The 19,793-nt window shown below is 46.1% G+C and carries 11 protein-coding genes; 8 read left to right on the forward strand and 3 right to left on the reverse strand.

The features are described from left to right. Nucleotide 1: 1 nt before the first annotated feature. The gene (locus ACFS25_RS24560; RefSeq protein ID WP_381506322.1) at nt 2-1,222 is read left to right on the forward strand and encodes an efflux RND transporter periplasmic adaptor subunit; all 1,221 of its coding nucleotides are present in this window, start codon (nt 2-4) and stop codon (nt 1,220-1,222) included. Between the two features lie 228 nt (nt 1,223-1,450). On the opposite strand, the gene ACFS25_RS24565 is transcribed toward ACFS25_RS24560, so the two are convergent. After that, complete coding sequence (locus tag ACFS25_RS24565; protein ID WP_381506324.1) at nt 1,451-1,723, reverse strand: DUF4242 domain-containing protein; 273 nt, start codon at nt 1,721-1,723, stop codon at nt 1,451-1,453. A 164-nt stretch (nt 1,724-1,887) separates the two neighbouring features. Beyond that, a complete protein-coding gene (locus ACFS25_RS24570) occupies nt 1,888-4,581 on the reverse strand; it encodes a sodium-translocating pyrophosphatase (RefSeq protein ID WP_381506326.1) in 2,694 nt (897 codons plus the stop codon). Between the two features lie 248 nt (nt 4,582-4,829). Between ACFS25_RS24570 and ACFS25_RS24575 the strand changes: the two genes are divergently transcribed. The 6 genes from ACFS25_RS24575 to ACFS25_RS24600 all read left to right on the forward strand — a co-directional run bounded on the left by ACFS25_RS24575 (nt 4,830) and on the right by ACFS25_RS24600 (nt 17,988). Further along, the gene (locus tag ACFS25_RS24575; RefSeq protein WP_381506328.1) at nt 4,830-7,847 is read left to right on the forward strand and encodes a DPP IV N-terminal domain-containing protein; all 3,018 of its coding nucleotides are present in this window, start codon (nt 4,830-4,832) and stop codon (nt 7,845-7,847) included. A gap of 392 nt (nt 7,848-8,239) precedes the next feature. Beyond that, the gene (locus ACFS25_RS24580; RefSeq protein WP_381506330.1) at nt 8,240-11,524 is read left to right on the forward strand and encodes a SusC/RagA family TonB-linked outer membrane protein; all 3,285 of its coding nucleotides are present in this window, start codon (nt 8,240-8,242) and stop codon (nt 11,522-11,524) included. Between the two features lie 157 nt (nt 11,525-11,681). Further along, the gene (locus tag ACFS25_RS24585; RefSeq protein WP_381506333.1) at nt 11,682-13,112 is read left to right on the forward strand and encodes a SusD/RagB family nutrient-binding outer membrane lipoprotein; all 1,431 of its coding nucleotides are present in this window, start codon (nt 11,682-11,684) and stop codon (nt 13,110-13,112) included. A 306-nt stretch (nt 13,113-13,418) separates the two neighbouring features. Further along, complete coding sequence (locus ACFS25_RS24590; RefSeq protein ID WP_381506335.1) at nt 13,419-14,720, forward strand: hypothetical protein; 1,302 nt, start codon at nt 13,419-13,421, stop codon at nt 14,718-14,720. Between the two features lie 131 nt (nt 14,721-14,851). After that, nucleotides 14,852-17,368, forward strand: a complete 2,517-nt coding sequence (locus ACFS25_RS24595) for a PIG-L family deacetylase (RefSeq protein WP_381506337.1) — start codon at nt 14,852-14,854, stop codon at nt 17,366-17,368. Between the two features lie 359 nt (nt 17,369-17,727). Further along, nucleotides 17,728-17,988 (forward strand): transposase, encoded by a 261-nt coding sequence (locus ACFS25_RS24600; protein WP_381506339.1) that lies wholly within the window; start codon nt 17,728-17,730, stop codon nt 17,986-17,988. A 408-nt stretch (nt 17,989-18,396) separates the two neighbouring features. Here the strand turns inward: ACFS25_RS24600 and ACFS25_RS24605 are convergent, their stop codons facing one another. Continuing rightward, entirely contained in the window at nt 18,397-18,987 is a 591-nt protein-coding gene (locus ACFS25_RS24605) for an NUDIX domain-containing protein (RefSeq protein WP_381506341.1), read from the reverse strand. A 53-nt stretch (nt 18,988-19,040) separates the two neighbouring features. On the opposite strand from ACFS25_RS24605, the gene ACFS25_RS24610 reads away from it, so the two are divergent. Beyond that, entirely contained in the window at nt 19,041-19,793 is a 753-nt protein-coding gene (locus tag ACFS25_RS24610) for a DeoR/GlpR family DNA-binding transcription regulator (RefSeq protein ID WP_381506344.1), read from the forward strand.

Consider the following 19,793-nt stretch of genomic DNA (forward strand, 5'->3'; position numbering starts at 1 on the left):
CATGAAAAAATACTCTCTTTTTTCCCTCTGTCCTCAATCCCAGTATGGCTTGAGGCTCAAGTCAACCGAGCGAATGATTCATCACCAAAATCATTCATTAGGACTGGTGCTGCCTGCATCTGCTAATTCAACGCGCAATTTATTAGTACGGGTAGTAATGGGACTTTTATTGCTGTCTGGTTTAAGCAATTGTGGTAGTTCAGCCAAAACAGAGGAGGTTTCAACTGTTAAAGTACATCGTGGAAATAACCTGCTGGCCACCGCTACATTCGACACGGCAAAGTTAGAAAATGCGCAGAACGAACTTAACCTGACGGGTAAGATCACGTTTAACCAAGACCAAGTTGTGAAAGTGTTTCCGCTAGTGGGTGGTCACATTGAAACGCTGAAAGCTGATTTGGGAGATTACGTAAAAAAAGGACAGATACTAGCCGTAATCCGGTCTGGTGATCTAGCCGACCTTGAGCAAGAGGCAGTTGCGGCACGGGGCCAGTTAGCCGTAGCTCAGAAAAACCAACAGGTAACTGAAGACATGACAAAAGCCGGGCTAAGTTCGCAACGCGAGTTAGTGGCTAGTCAGGAGCAGTTATTGGCGGCCAAAGGAGAAGTAAATCGGGTAGGTGAGCGACGCCGGATTGTGGGAGGCACCGGATCAGTTTATCTCGTTAAAGCCCCTATGAGCGGATTTATCGTTGAAAAAACAGCCTCACAAGGTATGGAACTTCGCTCCGATGATCCTGAAAACCTGTTTACCATCTCCAACCTAGACCACGTTTGGGTGCTGGCCAATGTGTATGAATCTGATTTAGCCAACGTACATGAAGGCAATTCGACAACAATTACAACGATCTCCTACCCCGATAAAATCTTTCGTGGTAAGATTGACAAAATTTTCAATGTACTTGATGCCGACAGTAAAACGCTGAAAGTACGCGTTACACTTAACAACGCTGATTATCGGCTTAAACCCGAAATGTTTGCTAATGTAAGCGTTACCTATGCTGGCCGCGATAAGCGCGTAGCCATTCCGGCAGGTGCGGTCGTGTTCGACAAAAACCGCAATTTTGTGGTGATGGTTAATAAAGAGAACCAACCTATTGTACGTGAAGTAGATATATATAAAACGATTGGTCAGAAGACGTATTTATCGGGTGGAATTGCTCCCGGAGATCGCGTCGTTACAACTAACCAGTTGTTAATTTACAATGCACTAGGAAGTTAGGTTTCCAAAACAAAACGGGTAAGCCGTACGAAGAAATGTGCCATTGCTGGCTATCTTTCTTCGTACGGCTTACTCCATTTATAAAATTCAGTTTTCACCTTTTTCGTCAACTAAATCAAAATCCGGTGATTTTGCGAATGGTTTTTCTCTATATTATTCAAGAAAACGGGGTATTCCTGACTAAAGGAGCACTAAGTCTACTTTATTAGCTTTTCCTTTATTGCAAAACTATTCTGCCGTCGTCGGATCTATAATTACAGAAACTTCGCTGACAACGTTAGCTGGAAATCCGCCCTGCTTTGCATGTTCACGAACCATTTCTTCATTTGGCGCAATGTAAACACAATAGATTTTGTCGCCTGCTACATAGCTCTGTAACCACTGAATTTGCGGTCCCATATTAGTTAATACACCACAAGAGGTTTGCGAAATACCTTTTAATTCCTCCCCCGTTAGTTTACCTGCACCGGGTATTTCCCTTTCAATTACATACTTGGGCATGGTTACTTCGTTTTCTTTAGTGCTTACTCTATTCGGTTTTCAGCTTTCCCCACTTCTGTTAGGATTGATAATCAGTCCTATATAATAAAACTAGACAAAAAAAAGCCAGCCTTTTTAGGAGACTGACTTTCTGGTAACAGGTTTTATTAACCGGTAGAATGGAGCTATTTTTTCGTCACCCGAATCGAAATCCGGCGGTTTTGCGCACGGCCTTCTTCCGTATCATTGGAGGCAACGGGGTGTTCCTGACCGTAGCCTTCTGCATCCAGACGATCTTTGTCGATACCCATTTTCTCTAACTCAACCCGCACCGAATTGGCTCGATCCTGCGATAGTTTGAGATTACTGGCAGCATTACCGGTATTATCGGTGTAGCCACCAAGTTTGACCTTCACCGCCGGATACGCTTTCAAAATCTCGGCAACATTTTTCAACTGCTCCTGCGATTCAGATTCTAGTGTGGCCTTACCTGTCTCAAACAACAACCGGTCGAAATCAAACCAGGTTTCTTTATCAATAGCTTTATCGCCCTTGATAAAAGCCAGCAGTTTATTTTCGATACCAAATTCAGGAATGTTTAACTCAATACCACTCGTCAGTTTCTGAATACTGAATTTACCCAGCTTCGCATTTGGCGTACTAACTTTATCATTGTCAGCCGCTGTTGATTCTTCTAAAGGCAACTCCGTACCAGCCGCTTCCTTGCCTTCGCGGTTATAGCCCGGCGTTTCAGACGACTGCACAGCGATGTAAGGCGCAATGACGAGCGAAACGATAGACATCAGCTTAATCAGGATGTTCATCGATGGTCCAGAAGTATCCTTAAACGGATCACCGACGGTGTCGCCCGTTACAGATGCCTTGTGCGGTTCCGATTTTTTATAGTACATCTCACCATTAATCATAACGCCCTTTTCAAACGACTTTTTGGCATTGTCCCAGGCGCCACCGGCATTATTCATAAAAATTCCCATCAACACACCCGAAACCGTTACACCCGCCAGCAAACCGCCAAGTACTTCGGGGCCGAAAATAAACCCAACGATAACGGGTACTGTCAAGGCAATAGCGCCTGGCAGTACCATCTCACGGATAGACGCCTGCGTTGAAATTGCCACACACTTTTCATATTCGGGCTTACCCGTTCCTTCCATTATACCCGGAATCTCCCGGAATTGACGACGAACTTCCTCCACCATCGCCATAGCCGCGCGACCCACGGCAGCAATAGCCAATGACGAGAAAATAAAGGGAATCATGGCTCCGACAAACAAGCCAGATAGTACATCGGCCTTATAAATATCAATAGCCGAGATACCTGAGATACCAACGAAGGCGGCAAATAAAGCTAGTGCCGTTAACGCAGCCGACGCAATGGCAAAGCCTTTTCCTGTGGCAGCTGTCGTATTTCCAACCGCATCCAGAATATCGGTTCGGCCTCGAACTTCTTCGGGTAAATAGCTCATTTCGGCAATACCACCGGCATTATCGGCAATTGGACCAAACGCATCAATAGCCAACTGCATAGCCGTAGTAGCCATCATACCAGCCGCCGAAATAGCAACTCCATATAACCCCGCAAAGTGATACGATGTATAGATACCAGCCGCCAGCACCAGAATTGGCAGTACGGTCGATTCCATACCAACTGCTAAACCACCGATAATATTGGTCGCTGCGCCCGTTGCCGACTGCCGAATGATGGACATCACGGGCCGACGGCCCATTGCGGTATAGTATTCCGTAATCGTTGACATCAATGCACCAACAATTAAACCCGTTACAATAGCGTAGAATACGTCCATGCGCGTAAATTCAACACCCCGAATCTCCATTGTGATGTCGGGCAGGTAGTTAATAACCAGGAAATACGATACGACTAAGGTTAAGAGGATAGATATCCAGTTACCGAGGTTTAGAGCACCCTGAACACTGCCATTGTCATTTTTGATTCGAACAAAATAGGTGGCGACAATGGAAAGAATCAGGCCCAGTCCGGCAATCATTATGGGTAACACAATGGGTGCATGACCGAAAATATTGAGATTGGCTGGAATGCGGATTTCACGGCCCAGTACCATCGTTGCCAGAATAGTAGCCACATACGAACCAAATAAGTCGGCACCCATACCAGCAACGTCGCCCACATTATCGCCCACGTTGTCAGCAATAGTAGCGGGGTTACGCGGGTCATCTTCGGGAATACCGGCCTCAACTTTACCAACAAGATCGGCACCAACGTCGGCAGCTTTGGTATAAATACCACCGGCTACACGGGCAAACAAGGCAATGGATTCGGCCCCGAGCGAGAAACCCGCCAGTACTTCGAGGGCTTTCTCCATTGGCAGACCGTTCACATCACCATTGGCAACGCCATCAGCACCAACATATAAGTTGTATAAGAAGATAAATAGGCTGCCCATGCCAAGTACGGCAATACTTGCCACGCCAATACCCATAACAGAACCACCTGTAAATGACACGTCCAGTGCCTTAGTCAAGCTTGTTCGGGCGGCATGAGCTGTGCGAACGTTGGCTTTGGTGGCAATGTTCATGCCGATGTAACCTGCTAAAGCAGACAAAAAGGCACCCAGTACAAATGATAAACCAATAATGGGGCTTGAGTTCGCGGTTTGTGTACCAGCGAAGGCCAGTAGAACAGCCACAATAATACCAAAATAGGTGAGAACACGCCATTCAGCTTTCAAAAAGGCAATGGCACCCGCAGCAATGTAACCCGCGATCTCCTGCATTCTGGCATCGCCAGCGTCCTGTTTAGAAACCCACAGGAATTTGGTGTACATAATCACCAACCCGACAATGCCCAATACGGGAACTATATAAAGACTCAAATTCATGTGATTGATTAATAGGTTAGAAATGGATTGCTCGCAAAGATAGAATTTGGTGATGCATAACTCAATGCCGAAAAATACGTTTTTTGACTTTTTTTAAGGATAATTTCAGTTATTCAAGGATAATCTTATTTGCACCTCAGCAAATAGACCTCATGTTAGGAAGTCTCCTATTGGGTGTGTAGGTTAAGAAGGAAAAATCCGAGAAGTGGCCATACAGGTCATATTCAGGCTGTTGTCCTTCCTCTTTTATGAAAATATCACACACGTTAATTGGCCTCCTGACAGCCGTATCAGGTTGGCTGGTTCTTCTTTCACCAGCCCTGGCACGGGCAAATGGAGTTGATTCAATCCGGGTAACGGTCACAGAAGGGACCAACATGGCCGCCGATCTATCGCCTGACAAAAGCCAGATTGCCATTGACTTACAGGGGACTATCTGGGTCTTACCCGTTGCTGGGGGCGTAGCGCGGCCAGTAACTGATGTATTGGGTGATTGCCGCCAGCCGAATTGGTCACCCGATGGGAAACAGATTGTCTTCCATTCTTTTTGGGATGGTCGGTATCACATCTGGACAGTATCAGCAGTTGGCGGCAAACCCAAACAACTAACGTCCGGTGTCTACGACGACCGGGAACCACACTGGTCGCCCGATGGAAAGCAAGTAGTCTTTTCGTCGGATCGAAGCGGTAATTATGACATCTGGCAACTCAATCTGGCCGATGGCAAATTAACTCAATTGACCAAAGACCCAGCCAACGATTTTAGTCCGGCTTTCTCGCCCGACGGCAAACAAGTCGCTTTCATTTCCGACCGGACTAATGCTCCGGGCATCTACATAGTGACTCCGGGAAATACGGAAAAACTCGTTTCTCCGTCGAATGCTAAACTAGCTGGAGCAGCCTGGCAGCCCGACGGTTCACATCTGTTTTATAATACGCTGAATAATTCGCAGAGTGGACTGGAAACGGTATCTATTGCCGATAGTAAAACACAAATGCTGACTGAAGCCACCGACGATGTATTTCCTTTTCGGACAAGCTGGTTTTCAGCCGGGGAGTATTTATACACCGCTAGCGGACTATTGAAACGGCGAAAAATTGGTAGTACAACGGCCCAAACAATTCCATTTCAAGCCATTATTACATTGCCCCGAAACACGTATAAACGGAAGACCTACGACTTCGACAGCCGGACACCACAACCAGTTCGGGGTATCAAAGGAACGGCTATTTCTCCTGATGGAAAGCAAATTGCGTTTGCGGCTCTTGGTGACTTATGGCTGTTGGCCAAAGGCACTAAAATACCTGAGCGATTGACGCAGGGGCCGACGATGGAAGTTGAACCGACCTGGTCGCCGGATGGAACAAAGCTAGCCTACGTCTCAGACCGTAACGGGAATATGGATGTCTGGATTCGAGACTTAAAAACGGGTCAAGATCGAAATTTGGTCGATATGGCCGACGATCTTCACTATCCGAGTTGGGCACCCGATGGCAGCAAAATTGCCTTTTACCAGAGCGACCCACGTAATGCCTGGGGCAGAAGCACTCTCTATATCGCCGACGTAACCTACACGGCGGATGTAACAGCCCCGAAAACGCGAAAAGTACACGAGTCGCTGTTTGTGCCTAGTCAGGCAACCTGGGCCGCCGATGGCAAGACAATGGCCGTATCCGCCCTTCACCCCTACTCATCGCGCTACCGCGAAGGCGTTAGTGAAGTATTGCTTATTTCATTCGATGGCAAAAACGACCGCTATGTATCACCCGCGCCAGCGCATAGCCTCGCCACCAGGGGTCAAAATGGTCCCGTCTGGTCACCCGATGGCACCAAAATGGCGTATGTTCTCGACGGTTTACTGTGGGTAACGGATGTTAAAGCCGACGGCACTATCACCGGAACACCCCGCCAACTTACTACTGAGCAAGCCGAGACACCTACCTGGACGGGTGACTCTAAAAGCCTGTTGTTTCTGGCGACGGATGTGTTCAAACAGATTTATATTGCCGATGGGCACCTAGAAACGCACCCAATGGACCTCTCATGGCAACTCAGTCAGCCTACCGGAACCGTTGTGGTTCATGCCGGGCGGCTATTCGACGGAAAATCCAATACCTATCAAACCAATGTCGATATTGTACTTGATGGACATCGAATCAAAGCCATTTTGCCCCATCAGGCCGGTCGCCCTGGTAAGCTTATTGATGCGTCGACTAAGACTGTCATACCAGGTCTGTTTGAGATGCACACACATCAACACTCGATGGCAGGTGAAAAAATCGGTCGTTTATGGTTATCCTTTGGCATAACATCTGTGCGCGAACCCGGTGCTGACCCTTACGATGCCCTCGAACGGAAAGAATCGTGGGCGGGTGGATTGCGACCTGGTCCACGCCAATTTTTTACAGGTGGCTTGACCGACGGAACCCGAATTTACTACGGAGCCGCCACCAGCATCAACTCCGACGAACAACTTGATCGTGAACTTAATCGCGCTGTTCGGCTGGGCTACGATCTGATCAAAACCTACGTTCGAATGCCAGATGCCATGCAACAACGGATTACTGCCTTTGCTCATGCGCACGGGCTACCCGTGTCATCGCACGAGATTTTCCCAGCCATGCGCTATGATGTGGATGCCGTTGAGCATATAGGTGGCACGAGCCGACGAGGTTATTCACCCAAAATTACGGCCATGAACAGGAGCTATCAAGATGTGATTCAGTTGTTGGCTAAGTCGGGAATGAACATTACACCAACGGCTTCTTTGCAAGGTGGCTTGGCCGTACTGGGCACTAAAGACCCTAGTATTTACGAAAACCGGCAGTATCGGGCGTTTTATTCTGAAGACTATAGCAATGCTCTTCAAGCAGGATCGGCTCAGTATGCCAAAATAAGTCCCGGTTACCTAAGCAATTTTGGTAATCTTCAGAAAGGAGTCAAAGCGTTAGTTGATGCCGGTGCGCACGTTACAGCCGGTACAGACAGTCCTTTTGTACCCTATGGATTGAGCCTGCATACCGAACTACAAGTATTTGTCGATGCGGGGCTAACTCCCTACCAGGCGCTGCGGTCAGCTACACTCTGGGCGGCAGAAACAGTGGGCGTAAGCAAAGACTTAGGCTCGATAGAGCCGGGTAAACTGGCTGATCTGGTCATTGTTAATGGCGATCCACTAACCAACATCCGTGATGTATCGAATGTTGACCAGGTTATTCGCAATGGGGAAGTATTTTCCCTTGAGCAATTGTTGACACGCCCATAATTATAGTACTGTCCAAGTATAGGATAACCATGTTGATTGAATAGACAATTTCCCAACCATTATAAGTATTATTGTCACTGATATCCGTTCAGCCAAGTGCTGGACGGATATCAGTGTTTTTCGCCTAACCTACTGATATTAATCACTTTTTAATAATTTTCTCGTCGTTGTTTGTCCGCTTACTTCCAGTATTCAGGTTGCGAAAATACACGAGATACTACTCTACCCTTTGGTAGTAAATATACTTAAATATAATTTATTCTGTATTATTTTGTATATACGAAATAATATTTCAATAAATTATATTTTTACAGGCTAAATATTGGCTATACGAAATTTTTATACGCTATTTGTATTGAAAATCGTACCGTTTTTTAACCAAACAAAGCCTGATGAAGAAGTATTTACTGTTGAGTCTGCTAATAGGCTTAAGTTGCTCATATGTTTGGGCACAAGGCCGAAAGATAACCGGCACCGTGGCCGCTGATGAAGGTAGTGGCGGGTTTGCCGGAGCTACGGTTGTCGTAAAAGGAACCACTATTGGTACAGTAACAGATGTGAATGGCGCATATACCTTAAACGTTCCATCTTCGGGCACGACACTGGTTTTTTCGGCCGTTGGGATGCAAACCGTCGAAGAAGTAATTGGGGTAAGAACGGCGATTAACCTGCAACTAAAAAGTGATACTAAGCAACTAAACGAAGTTATCATAACAGCACTTGGCCTGAAAGAAGAACGAGATAAATTCGCATCTTCGGTTTCGACAGTAACTGGTAAAAACATTGCCAAATCGGGTGAAACGAGTCTTCTGACCGGCTTGAGTGGTAAAACATCCGGGGTAATTATCACCCGTAACGGGGGTGACCCAGGGGCAGGAGCCTATATTCAGATTCGCGGTCAGAATACAATTAACGGTAATGCTCAGCCACTCTTTATTGTAGATGGTATCCCTGTTAGTAACTCCAGCGACAATAACGGGTCTGCGGCTGGTAACTCCATTGTTCAACAGTCACGTATCAACGACATTAACCCCGAAGACATTGAGAGCATGGAAGTACTGAAAGGTGCTTCGGCTGCGGCTTTATGGGGCACACGGGCTGCCAACGGGGTAGTTGTCATTACGACTAAGAAAGGAAAAGACAGCAAAGGTAAAGTCAACATTACGTTCAAGTCGACAGTTTCGTTCGACAGAGTTAATAAAATGCACCCATTGCAAACTACCTACGGTCAGGGTAGCAATGGTCTTTATAGCCAGGGTAACAAAGTTAGTTTTGGTGACCTGATTTCTGATCGGAAAGGTGGAGCAGACACGTATATAACCGATCCTACTGCCCCCGGTTATCAGGGCTTCGTTACGTTTCCCGATGGTACGAAGCGTTACGCCATTGCTGCCGGTACGGCGGCTAACCCACATGGTGGCAAAAACTCGCAAGATGTCTTCGATCACGTAAACGACGTATATCAGACTGGCCATTTCACCGACAATAGCGTCAATATTAGCGGTGGCAATAACCGGTCTAACTTCATGATCAGTTATTCCAACCTGAATCAGGAAGGGGTTGTTAAAGCCTTCAGCAATTATCAGCGGAATACCGCTCGGGTAAATGTAGCCAGTCAGTTTACCGAGTGGTTCCGGGCCTCTGCTAACTTAGCGTACTCCAAAGTGTTTTCATCCCGTAATCAGCAAGGAGACAACCTTGATGGTATTCTACTAGGTGGTACACGGACTGCGCCCGATTTTGACAATTCGCAATATACCGGCACCTATACCGATGCATCCGGGCAGGTTTTCAATAATGCCCACGTTTCATATCGAAATCCACTAGGCAAAGATCAAAACACGATTTATTCTAACCCAGTCTGGAACATCAACAACAACAAAAATACTACCGATGTTGACCGCATTACGGGGAATATTGAATTAGGCGTTACGCCGACATCATGGCTGAGTGTTACCGCTCGTTCAGGTATAGATAACTTCATAGACTCACGATTGGAACGGTTTGCCCGAAATTCAGGCACCTACCTCGGCGGTTATTTATCAAAAAACTGGATCACCGAGAAGCAGTTTAATACCGACGTATTTGCCAATGCGACCAAAACATTCAGTAATGATTTTAGCGGTTCGCTGTTGGTAGGTGTCAACTATAACAGCCGTCGGAAAGCTATCTTAACGGATGCTATTACGAACTTAATTGTTCCTACAGCCCCCGACATTCTGACGAACGCGTTGAACTCCAACCTTACGGCGACCAACTATAATTCGCTGATTCGTACGTATGCATACTATGCGCAGGCAGAAGTTCAGGCTTATAACATGCTATTTTTGACGCTGACCGGTCGTAGCGAAAGTGCGTCGACATTTGGCTCTAAAACAAAAAGTAGCTTCTTTTTCCCATCGGCCGCCCTGGCCTGGCAGTTCACCAAACTGAAGGGTTTGGAAAGCAGTCCAGTACTTAGCTTCGGTAAATTGCGTCTGACATGGGGACAAGTGGGTATTCAGCCACAGCCGTACCAAAACTTTACAACGTTCTCGCCTGCTGCTTATGGTGATGCCTTCTCTGGCGGTTTGTCCTCGGCCAGTTCATTATATGGTGGTGGTTATGTTCGTAGCACAACGGCTGGCAATGACTTCCTGCGTCCGGAACGGAAAACGGAAAGTGAAGTTGGGGTTGATCTACGATTCCTAAATAATCGCATCAACTTCTCGGCTACAGCCTATACCAACAGTACGAAAGACGTAATTCTGTCGCTGAACGTACCGAACGAAACGGGTTATACTGTTCGCAATATCAATGCGGCTGAACTTTCCAATAAAGGACTTGAATTGGAAGCCGGTGCTGATATGTTGACCGTTGGCGATTTCAAATGGAATCTATCAGCCAATTTCTCATTAAACCGCAATAAAGTTGTATCACTGGCTGGAGCATCTGTCCAGATTTTATCAGACAGCTATCAGGAAAACGCATCGCTGATTCCGGGACAACCATTTGGTGTCTTTTATTCAACCGATTTCCTAAAAGACGAGTCTGGCAAATACAAGCTAGACGCGAATGGTTTTCCACAGGGTGGTACGGATAACGAAATCATTGGTAATCCGAATCCGAAATGGCGTGGTGGTTTAGGAAGTACATTCTCCTACAAAGGCTTATCGCTTTATGTGTTGTTCGACCGTGTAGCTGGTAATGACTTTTATAACGGCACACGAGGTGCCCTATATAACATAGGTACCCATGGCGACCAAGGTCATACAGTTGTTGCACCAACGGGTGGACTCAAAGATGTAGCCGGAAAATTAATTGCCGCTGGCACTTCGTTTCAAGGCGAGATCAAAGACTTTGGTGCTGGGCCGGTAGCAATTAACCAAGCTTGGTGGCAAGGTCGGGGAACAGCGTTTAACTCGGCTTCATACAAACAATTTATTGAAGATGGAAGCGCTACCCGCATGCGCGAAATAACGCTGAGCTATAGCTTGCGCAGCGAAAAATTTCGTCGGTTTACTCATCTATCGAACGTCGATTTCAGCTTAACTGGTCGTAACCTGGTCTTGTGGACTAATTACACAGGTACTGATCCCGAAGTGAACATTACGGGAGCTGGTCTATCAAGAGGACAAGACTGGTTTACAAACCCAAACACGAAATCGCTATTGTTTTCGCTGAAAATCACGTACTAACTAGTTTGTCGTTTGTGATGTCGGATGGTTAGCTTCAGTTCTTTTCAAACTGCATGAGAGACCACCGATATAGTTACTAACGCGAGCGTGCCGGGTTGTTAAACTAAATGGCTGCCTACCGACGTCACAAACTATACGCCATAAACTCATTTAAATCATGATTAAATCATTTTCACATAAAATTACCATTTCACTGCTAGCAATCACGTTGCTAAGCAGTTGCAGTAATTTATTTGATGACCCAAGCATCAAAAGCAACCCCAATGCGGTTACAGATGTAGACGTAGCCACTTTGCTATCAGGAACGCTATTGGGGGTGTCTATGCTGCACGAAGACACCGACGTTCGTATCTCAGCAATCTGGGCAGGCGAATTGAATGGGCTAGCTCGTCAGCACCAAGGTTATGCTGAATATATCGTTTCTTCGCAGAATTTCTCCTGGAGTCCCATGTACCCCGTTGCAAGCCAGACCCGACTAATTCAGACTAAAGCCGATGCCGTAGGTGATAAATGGACGAAAGGCGTTGGACAGGTTCTGGAAGCGCTGGTAATTGCAAAAGCAACAGATCTCTACGGCGATGTACCTTACAGTCAGGCATTTGATGATGTTAAGTATCCAACACCCGTGTTTGACAAACAAACGGATGTGTATGCTGCTCTCCAGACCACATTAGATAATGCCATTGTGAACTTGTCAGCCTCGGCTGGTTTAGCATTTGCTACGCAGGACTTTATCTATAAAGGCAGCGTTTCCAAATGGAAAGCGGCTGCTTACACTCTGAAAGCCCGGCTTTATTTACACACTGGTGAGTACGCTAAATCAGTAGCAAGTGCCGCTTCGGGTATAAGCAGTACAGCGGGCGATGCGCTAGTTCCACACGGCACTAGCCAAGGTGTCGATTACAATCAGAACTACGATTTCTTCCGGGTGAACCGGGCTGGCGATACGGGTTTTGATGGTGCCTACCTGCCCACCCTGATGAACTCCCGGATTGCTTCGGCCAATACGAAGACGAACGAAACCGCCTTGTATAATTTCTACTTTAAATCAGGAATAACAGCAACAGGTAGTTTAGATCCCAATGTGGTAGACGGTGCGTTTAAATCAACAGCTCCGCACCCTATTATTACCTACTACGAAAACCAGCTGATTATTGCAGAAGCACAAGCCCGTTTGGGCGATACCGCCAAAGCCTTAGCTGCTCTGAACTCAGTTAGAAGCGGTTTGGCAGGAGGCTATATAAATGGCCAAACCCTGTCTACGGCAGGACTTAAGTATGATGCCTATGTACTGGATGATTTTAGTTCTGCCGGTTTAGCGAACCCAACCAAATTAGCATCGGTACAAACAGCTCTGCTGTACGAAATTATAGCCCAGCGTTATATTTTCTTCCTGATGCAATATGAGGCTTTCAACGATATTCGTCGGTTGGAAAAAGCTACACCTATAGTTCAGTTACCAATTCCTCTGTATTCGGGTAGCCAAAAACCAGAACGATTTATTTATCCACAAGGCGAGGTAAATACCAATCCAAACGTACCCAAACCGCTACCAAACCAGTTCACAAAAGTGACGATCTTCCAATAATGTGTTTCGTTTAGTTGTTAGGTCAAACGAGTCAAAAGGCTACCCTGGTTTGGGTAGCCTTTTCTTTTTGCTATTCGACTAGCCATAATACCCACAATGCATCAACCATTCGGCACAATTCTGCCAACATACCACATAAGAATTTTAATGTGCCGATAAATAAATGATTGTTGATGCAAACAAAACAACTGCCATACTTTCAATTGACAATCAAGAGCTTATATCTCCTATTAGTTACAATGGATGTGCTTGTGGATGAGTTAGGAGCCCTTTACTTTCTTGATCAAACCTAAAGTCGATACTGAAATGGCAGCTAAAAACATATTTCAAGTCCGGTTTGCGTTGATTCTGCTGTGCGTTATGGCACCCATCTTCCTGGAATCATGTGGTTTTTGCGCTAGAGATCTCAGTAAGTTGTGCGATTTAAGTAGTGCGCCTTTAGTTAAACAAATAGGCAATACGAGTCAAAGTGTTGTTTTTGAGGTACCCGGAACGATGATTGTTATTCAGGGTTCGGCATGTGCAGAATCCAGAAAATCGGGAAGTAAGGACGCACTCAAAATCGACCAGGGTTTAGCGTTGCCTGCCTACGCGACCAATGCCACCGTCGTTCTGAATGGCTGGGAGATGGACTATCTGAATAGCGATCATCATGTGGCAGGTTTAGGAACTCTGATCGACACCATCCGGATTGAGCAGAATACGCTCAGGTGGCAAGCTTCGGGCATCCTGTCGGATGATAACTTCGATGACCCCTATCACTGGTGTTACCATTTTACGGTTATTGCCTGGAATCCCGCCAGCATTAACCTGATCGTCGATCATACCGACGTCGACTGTCGTAAATTTGATGCTACAGGGGGGAATTTCTATTCTTTTTTTAACGACAATACAACAACATCGCTGTCGTCTGTCGCCAGTTTTATTCAGAATCCCGCCTTTGCTAATCAAAAGACAGTCAGTATCTTACCCCGTGGTTTTGGCTTTGAATGGGCTGGTTGCGACGAAGATCACCACATACTTCAAATCGCCTACAATAGAGGCCATCCAGAAGTTTTTGTTGAAGCAGGTAAGAGTTATCAGAAAGCGTCTAAAAATACGGTCCCCATATTACAGACTGCTCACAGTCAGGTGGGTACTGGTTTTGTCAGTTGGGAGACATCCGTTATTGTCAAAGACAACGACGACAGGCGGGATTATGGATTTAGTGAGGTTGTCTCCGGCTTGAGTGGTAGTGATTTAGGCGTCATTGAACCCCCTTTTTCCATTCTGCCCGCTTCGGATGATGGAGACGGTTCATTGGATTCAGACGATGTCGAAATGAAAACATTCGTGGTCGAAAATATTCCTTATAATCAGGCAATCCCCATACTGACAGGTTGGGATCTGGGTTACTTAACCGACGATCAACATGTGAAAAAAGTCGGTATCTGGATCGACAAGATTCACTACGATAAAAACCCAACCCAGCCAACAGGTACACTCACGTATACATTGGCGTCTTCTCTACATGACGATGATAACTCGCCGGGTTTTTATACCCGACATAAAGTGACTATACTTGGATTTCAATCTACGGCGGGCAAAATAACCGAACCACGTAAATAAGGCCTAACCGATAATTCAGGCGTTTATAACCATTTTTTTCGCAAAAATTGACTGAATCTGGTAGACAACTCTGGTTAAACCATGCGCGAAATCGTAAATTTGCCTGATACGCCTGTAATCACGCTCTGCCTGTGTCGCTCAAAAAACTCCTGCCTGTCCCGCTGCTTATTTGTCTATTATTCCAGGTTTCGTTCGCTCAGGTTCCTTACGGTTCCATTAAACCCGCGCCATCAGGTGAGATACTGTCGAACATTAAAAAACTAAATATTCTCGGCTCAGTACTTTACATAGCGGCTCACCCCGACGATGAAAATACGCTGTTACTGGCCTACTTAGCCAAAGATCGGCTTGTTCGTACTGGGTATCTGTCACTTACACGGGGCGATGGGGGGCAAAACCTTATCGGGCCCGAACAAGGTGAAAATATCGGCGTAATCAGAACGCAGGAGTTGCTGGCGGCCCGGCGCATTGACGGACCCGACCAGTTTTTCAGCCGGGCTTATGATTTTGGTTTTTCAAAATCAACTGACGAGGCTGTTCGTACCTGGGGGCAGGATAAAGTGCTGGCCGATGTCGTCTGGACGATTCGAAAATACCAGCCAGACGTGATTATGACGCGCTTCCCACCCGATGCCCGCGCAGGTCATGGACATCACAGCGCTTCGGGATATCTGGCTGAAGAAGCCTTCAAGATTTCGAACGATCCGACTAAATTTCCCGAGCAGTTAGCTTATGTGAAACCGTGGCAGGCCCGACGCATTATGTGGAACGTGTTTGTACCTGGTGCATTTTTGAGCAGCAAAAAGCCAGAAGAAGCGGGTAATCTGATTGGTATTGAAACAGGTTTATTCAATCCATTATTGGGTAGATCGTACGGCGAAATTGCATCCGAAAGTCGTAGTCAGCATAAAAGTCAGGGATTTGGTGTTGCCCCCAATCGGGGTGCCCGAATTGATTATCTATTACTGAAAGGTGGTGACCCTGTTCAGAAAGACCCGCTGGAGGGCGTTGATATAACCTGGAAACGAGTAATCAATAGCGATGCAGTTCAGACGCAGGTTAGCCAGCTTATAACGGGTTTCAAACCAGATCAACCGGCGGCTTCGGTGCCCGCCTTAGTAAATTTATATGGAGCCATCGGCAAATTAGATACGACCAATATCTACGTGAAAGCCAAGCGTCAGGAAGTTGAAATGCTGATTCGGCAATGTCTGGGATTATGGTTTGAAACCAACCCCGTCGATTACGCAGCTACACCCGGCGAAACAATTAAATTGTCAACTAATATCGTTAGCCGGGCTGATGCACCTATAAAGCTATTAACGGTTCGCTACTCAACCGGAAAAGACACGACGCTCAATATTGATCTTAAACCAAACGACGTTGTGCTATGGCCGACGATGGTAACCATTCCGAAAAATGCGAAAATTTCGCAACCTTACTGGCTCGAAAAGCCTATTGATAAAGGCTTATTTCAGGTAGACAATCAGAAACTTATTGGCTTACCCGAAAACCCGCCCGCGCTAACCGCCAGTTATACTTTTGAGGTTAGTGGCCAACGTTTTACGTTTAGTCGTCCTGTTGTTTATAGGTCAACTGACCCGGTAGATGGAGAAACGTATCGACCCTTTATCATTCAGCCCGATGTGACTGCCAACCTGACGGAGCGCGTTTTCATATTCAACGACAACGCACCCAAAATGACGGAAGTCGTGCTAAAAGCAGGTCGTGCAAATGTATCAGGAACAGTACGGATGGATGTGCCCACGGGTTGGCAAATCGAACCGGCCTCGCAACCATTTGACTTGAAAACCAAAGGTGATGAGCAACGATTGTCATTTCGTTTAACTCCGTTAGAAAAAGCGCAGAATGGCAAGTTACAGGCCGTAATGACAACCCAAAATGGGACTTTTACAACGGGCCTGCGCTTCATTGCGTACAAACACATTCCAACGCAGACACTGTTCCCACCGGCTGAAGCTAAACTGGTAAAATTAGACGTGAAGGTAACGGCTAAAAATATAGGCTACATCGCTGGCGCGGGCGATGAGGTTCCAGCCGCATTACAGCAAATGGGTTGCCGTGTAACCTTCCTTAGCCCTACGGAATTGACCGGAAACCTTTCAGTATATGATGCTATTGTGGTTGGTGTCCGGGCCTACAATACCAACAGTTCACTAGCTCGTTACCAGCCCAAACTAATGGATTATGTCAAAAACGGCGGAACGATGGTCGTGCAATATGTAACACCCAATAGCTCGTTTCTACGAAATGAAGCTCCTTTACCGCAACTTGGACCTTATCCATTTACAGTTGTAAATGAACGCGTAACCGAAGAGGATGCTCCCATGACATTCGTTAATCCGAAACATTCTCTGCTCAATTACCCGAATAAAATCACCGAAGCTGACTTTTCTGGCTGGATCCAGGAACGGGGCATTTACTTCGCGCGAGATTGGGATAAAGCCTACGAAACGATTTTCTCATCCCACGACCAGAACGAAGCGGCTAAAGAGGGCAGTTTGATTTACGCTAAATATGGCAAAGGTCAGTTCATGTATACGGGCCTGGTTTTCTTCCGCGAACTGCCCGCCGGAGTACCCGGCGCGTACCGGCTGTTTGCCAACCTTATCTCGGCGGGGAAATAATAGAGCTTATATTATGATTAAACTGTGGTGCCGAATTCTCAAATTCGGCACCACTTTTATGGTGTGATGGCGGGTTCTCAAACCCGCCATAAAGAGGTTTCTCAAACCCTAATGTATTATGTTTTAATCGGGCTGGCGTTCCAGAAACCTTGCAGCCTGTCAGGTTTGAGAACCTGACAGCACACTATACCACCCCCGACACTATATACACCTGATACCACACACAAAATTAGTAACGCAGGCTGGTGCAACTCGTCTTATAGGTGAACCCTATAAAATTGCTTTTGATGGGCTTGTGTAATCGTACTCTATTAACCGAAGAACGTTGTTTTTTCATTACAACAACCTGTAATCAACACATGCCCCTCCTTTTCGATGCGCATTGTTTCAATATTCTGTTTGATAGTTTTAAGTTCTATAACGAGAAGTATAAAGCTAAACTGCTGGCTTATGCACTGATGAACAACCACGTCCATTTTATTATTTTCTTTGAACATGATAAGCACCTGATTAACTATTTACGGGACTTTAAGAAGTTCACATCCCTAAAGCCAAGAGAGTACATTCAGATCCAACAAGCTGAACAACTACAACACGTTGAGTATGAGCATCGCACTTAACATTCTAAAGTCTGGGCAGATCGAATCGACGATGATACACTCACGCGATGTTTGCGAAACGAAAATTAACTATATTCATAATAATCCTGTCAAGGCGGGGTTAGTTACCACTCCAGTTGATTATTCATTTTCCAGCGCAGCTTTTTATGAAGGCGAGCGAGAAAAATCGCAGCTAATACACTATCGAGATCTCTTTTAACGACATTCTCGCTAAGAATGTGTTATATAAATTTCAAATGTCATCTATGTGAGTGACGTCGGATCTACCGTGGTGTCGGGTTCTCAAACCCGAAGCTGTATGTGTCTCAAGATCTTATTTGCTCCTTTAGCGAGGTTTCTCAAAACCTCATTTGTCTGGTTTGAGAAACTGACATCACGGGCATGTAACGCCAACTTGCAAAAATAATATCACGACAACTGTTGCAGTCGAAGGTATTGCAACAGCATAATCGTTTTCCCATCCATAATTTCGCCACTCTTTATCATTTCAAAAGCTTGGCTAACAGTTAATTCCAGAATGTCTATTTCTTCTTCGTCAATGCCGCCCCCGGCATTACGTTCGGTGTCAGGAGTGTAGTGAGCAATGTAGAAATACAGTTTTTCCGTAACCGAGCCGGGACTCATATACGCTTCCATCACTTTCTGCACAAACTGAATTCGATAGCCGGTCTCCTCTTCAGTTTCGCGGATAATTGCTGTTTCTGGATCGTCATTGTCGAGCAGACCGGCACAGGCTTCAATTAGCATACCAGACGAAGGCCCGCCATTATTATTGCCGTTAACAAACGTTGGTAAGCGAAACTGCCGGGTAAGAATAACAGTATCAGCTAATGGATTGTGAAGTAGAATCGTGGCTCCGTTGCCCCGGTCGTAAGCTTCACGCTGTTGCGTTGTCCACTGCCCGTTTTTACCGAGATAATTGAACGTAAATCGTTTCAAAACATACCAATTGTCAGAAAGTAATTTCTCCTCTGTTATTTGCACTCGTTCAGAAGCCATTTGTTCGAAATTGTTTAATTTTGTTTAATTTTGAACAAAACAACGCATTTCTCATGAATTTCCAGCACCGAAAGCAGATTATTGTACAAACGGTTGACGAACGCGGCTCGGTGGACGTGCGCGAGTTAGCCGATTTGTTACAAACATCGGAGATGACCGTTCGGCGCGATTTAGTGCAACTGGCCGCTTCTGGGCTGATTTATCGAACGCGCGGGGGAGCCATGAAAGTTAGTTTGGCAACCGATCAATTTCGATTTGAGAACAAAACCGCCGTAAATGCCGAGCGAAAGGATCACATTTGTCAGTTAGCCGCGCAGGAAGTTCAGGAGGGCGACACAATTTTCATGGATTGCGGCAGTACGGTGTTTCGGCTATGTCAGTTTATTCGCAACAAACGAATTACCGTCATAACAAACTCGTTGCCAGTCGTAGCCGAGTTGATGTCTTCAGACGTAACGATAAATTTGGTGGGTGGCGAATTAGATAAAGAACGTCAGGCGGTGCATGGCCTGATTGCCGAAGACCACATTGCCCGCTACCGAGCCAACCGGGCGTTTATTGGCGTAGATGGTATTTCACTCCAGCACGGCCTGAGTGCCAACGGCGAGAAGGAAGCCAGCACAGCAATAGCAATGGCCCGGCAAACCGAAAAAGTTTATCTTCTCTGCGACTCCTCGAAACTAGAAACCGACAAATACCTCTATTTTGCGCCCCTAAGCCTATTCGATGTGTTGATTACGGATAACGAAGCTAAACTGGAAATGGTAGCGACTTACCGGAAAGCAGGCATTAAGTTGATTAACTAA

It is taken from the genome of Spirosoma flavum, assembly GCF_042686045.1.
In the GTDB taxonomy this organism is placed as follows: Bacteria; Bacteroidota; Bacteroidia; order Cytophagales; family Spirosomataceae; genus Spirosoma; species Spirosoma flavum.

Coding starts and splice junctions, on each gene's coding strand:
- ACFS25_RS24605 (WP_381506341.1), bottom strand. CDS start 18,987: ATGGCTTCTGAACGAGTGCAAATAACAGAGGAGAAATTACTTTCTGAC.
- ACFS25_RS24585 (WP_381506333.1), top strand. CDS start 11,682: ATGATTAAATCATTTTCACATAAAATTACCATTTCACTGCTAGCAATC.
- ACFS25_RS24560 (WP_381506322.1), top strand. CDS start 2: ATGAAAAAATACTCTCTTTTTTCCCTCTGTCCTCAATCCCAGTATGGC.
- ACFS25_RS24565 (WP_381506324.1), bottom strand. CDS start 1,723: ATGCCCAAGTATGTAATTGAAAGGGAAATACCCGGTGCAGGTAAACTA.
- ACFS25_RS24575 (WP_381506328.1), top strand. CDS start 4,830: ATGAAAATATCACACACGTTAATTGGCCTCCTGACAGCCGTATCAGGT.
- ACFS25_RS24610 (WP_381506344.1), top strand. CDS start 19,041: ATGAATTTCCAGCACCGAAAGCAGATTATTGTACAAACGGTTGACGAA.
- ACFS25_RS24600 (WP_381506339.1), top strand. CDS start 17,728: ATGCCCCTCCTTTTCGATGCGCATTGTTTCAATATTCTGTTTGATAGT.
- ACFS25_RS24570 (WP_381506326.1), bottom strand. CDS start 4,581: ATGAATTTGAGTCTTTATATAGTTCCCGTATTGGGCATTGTCGGGTTG.
- ACFS25_RS24580 (WP_381506330.1), top strand. CDS start 8,240: ATGAAGAAGTATTTACTGTTGAGTCTGCTAATAGGCTTAAGTTGCTCA.
- ACFS25_RS24590 (WP_381506335.1), top strand. CDS start 13,419: ATGGCAGCTAAAAACATATTTCAAGTCCGGTTTGCGTTGATTCTGCTG.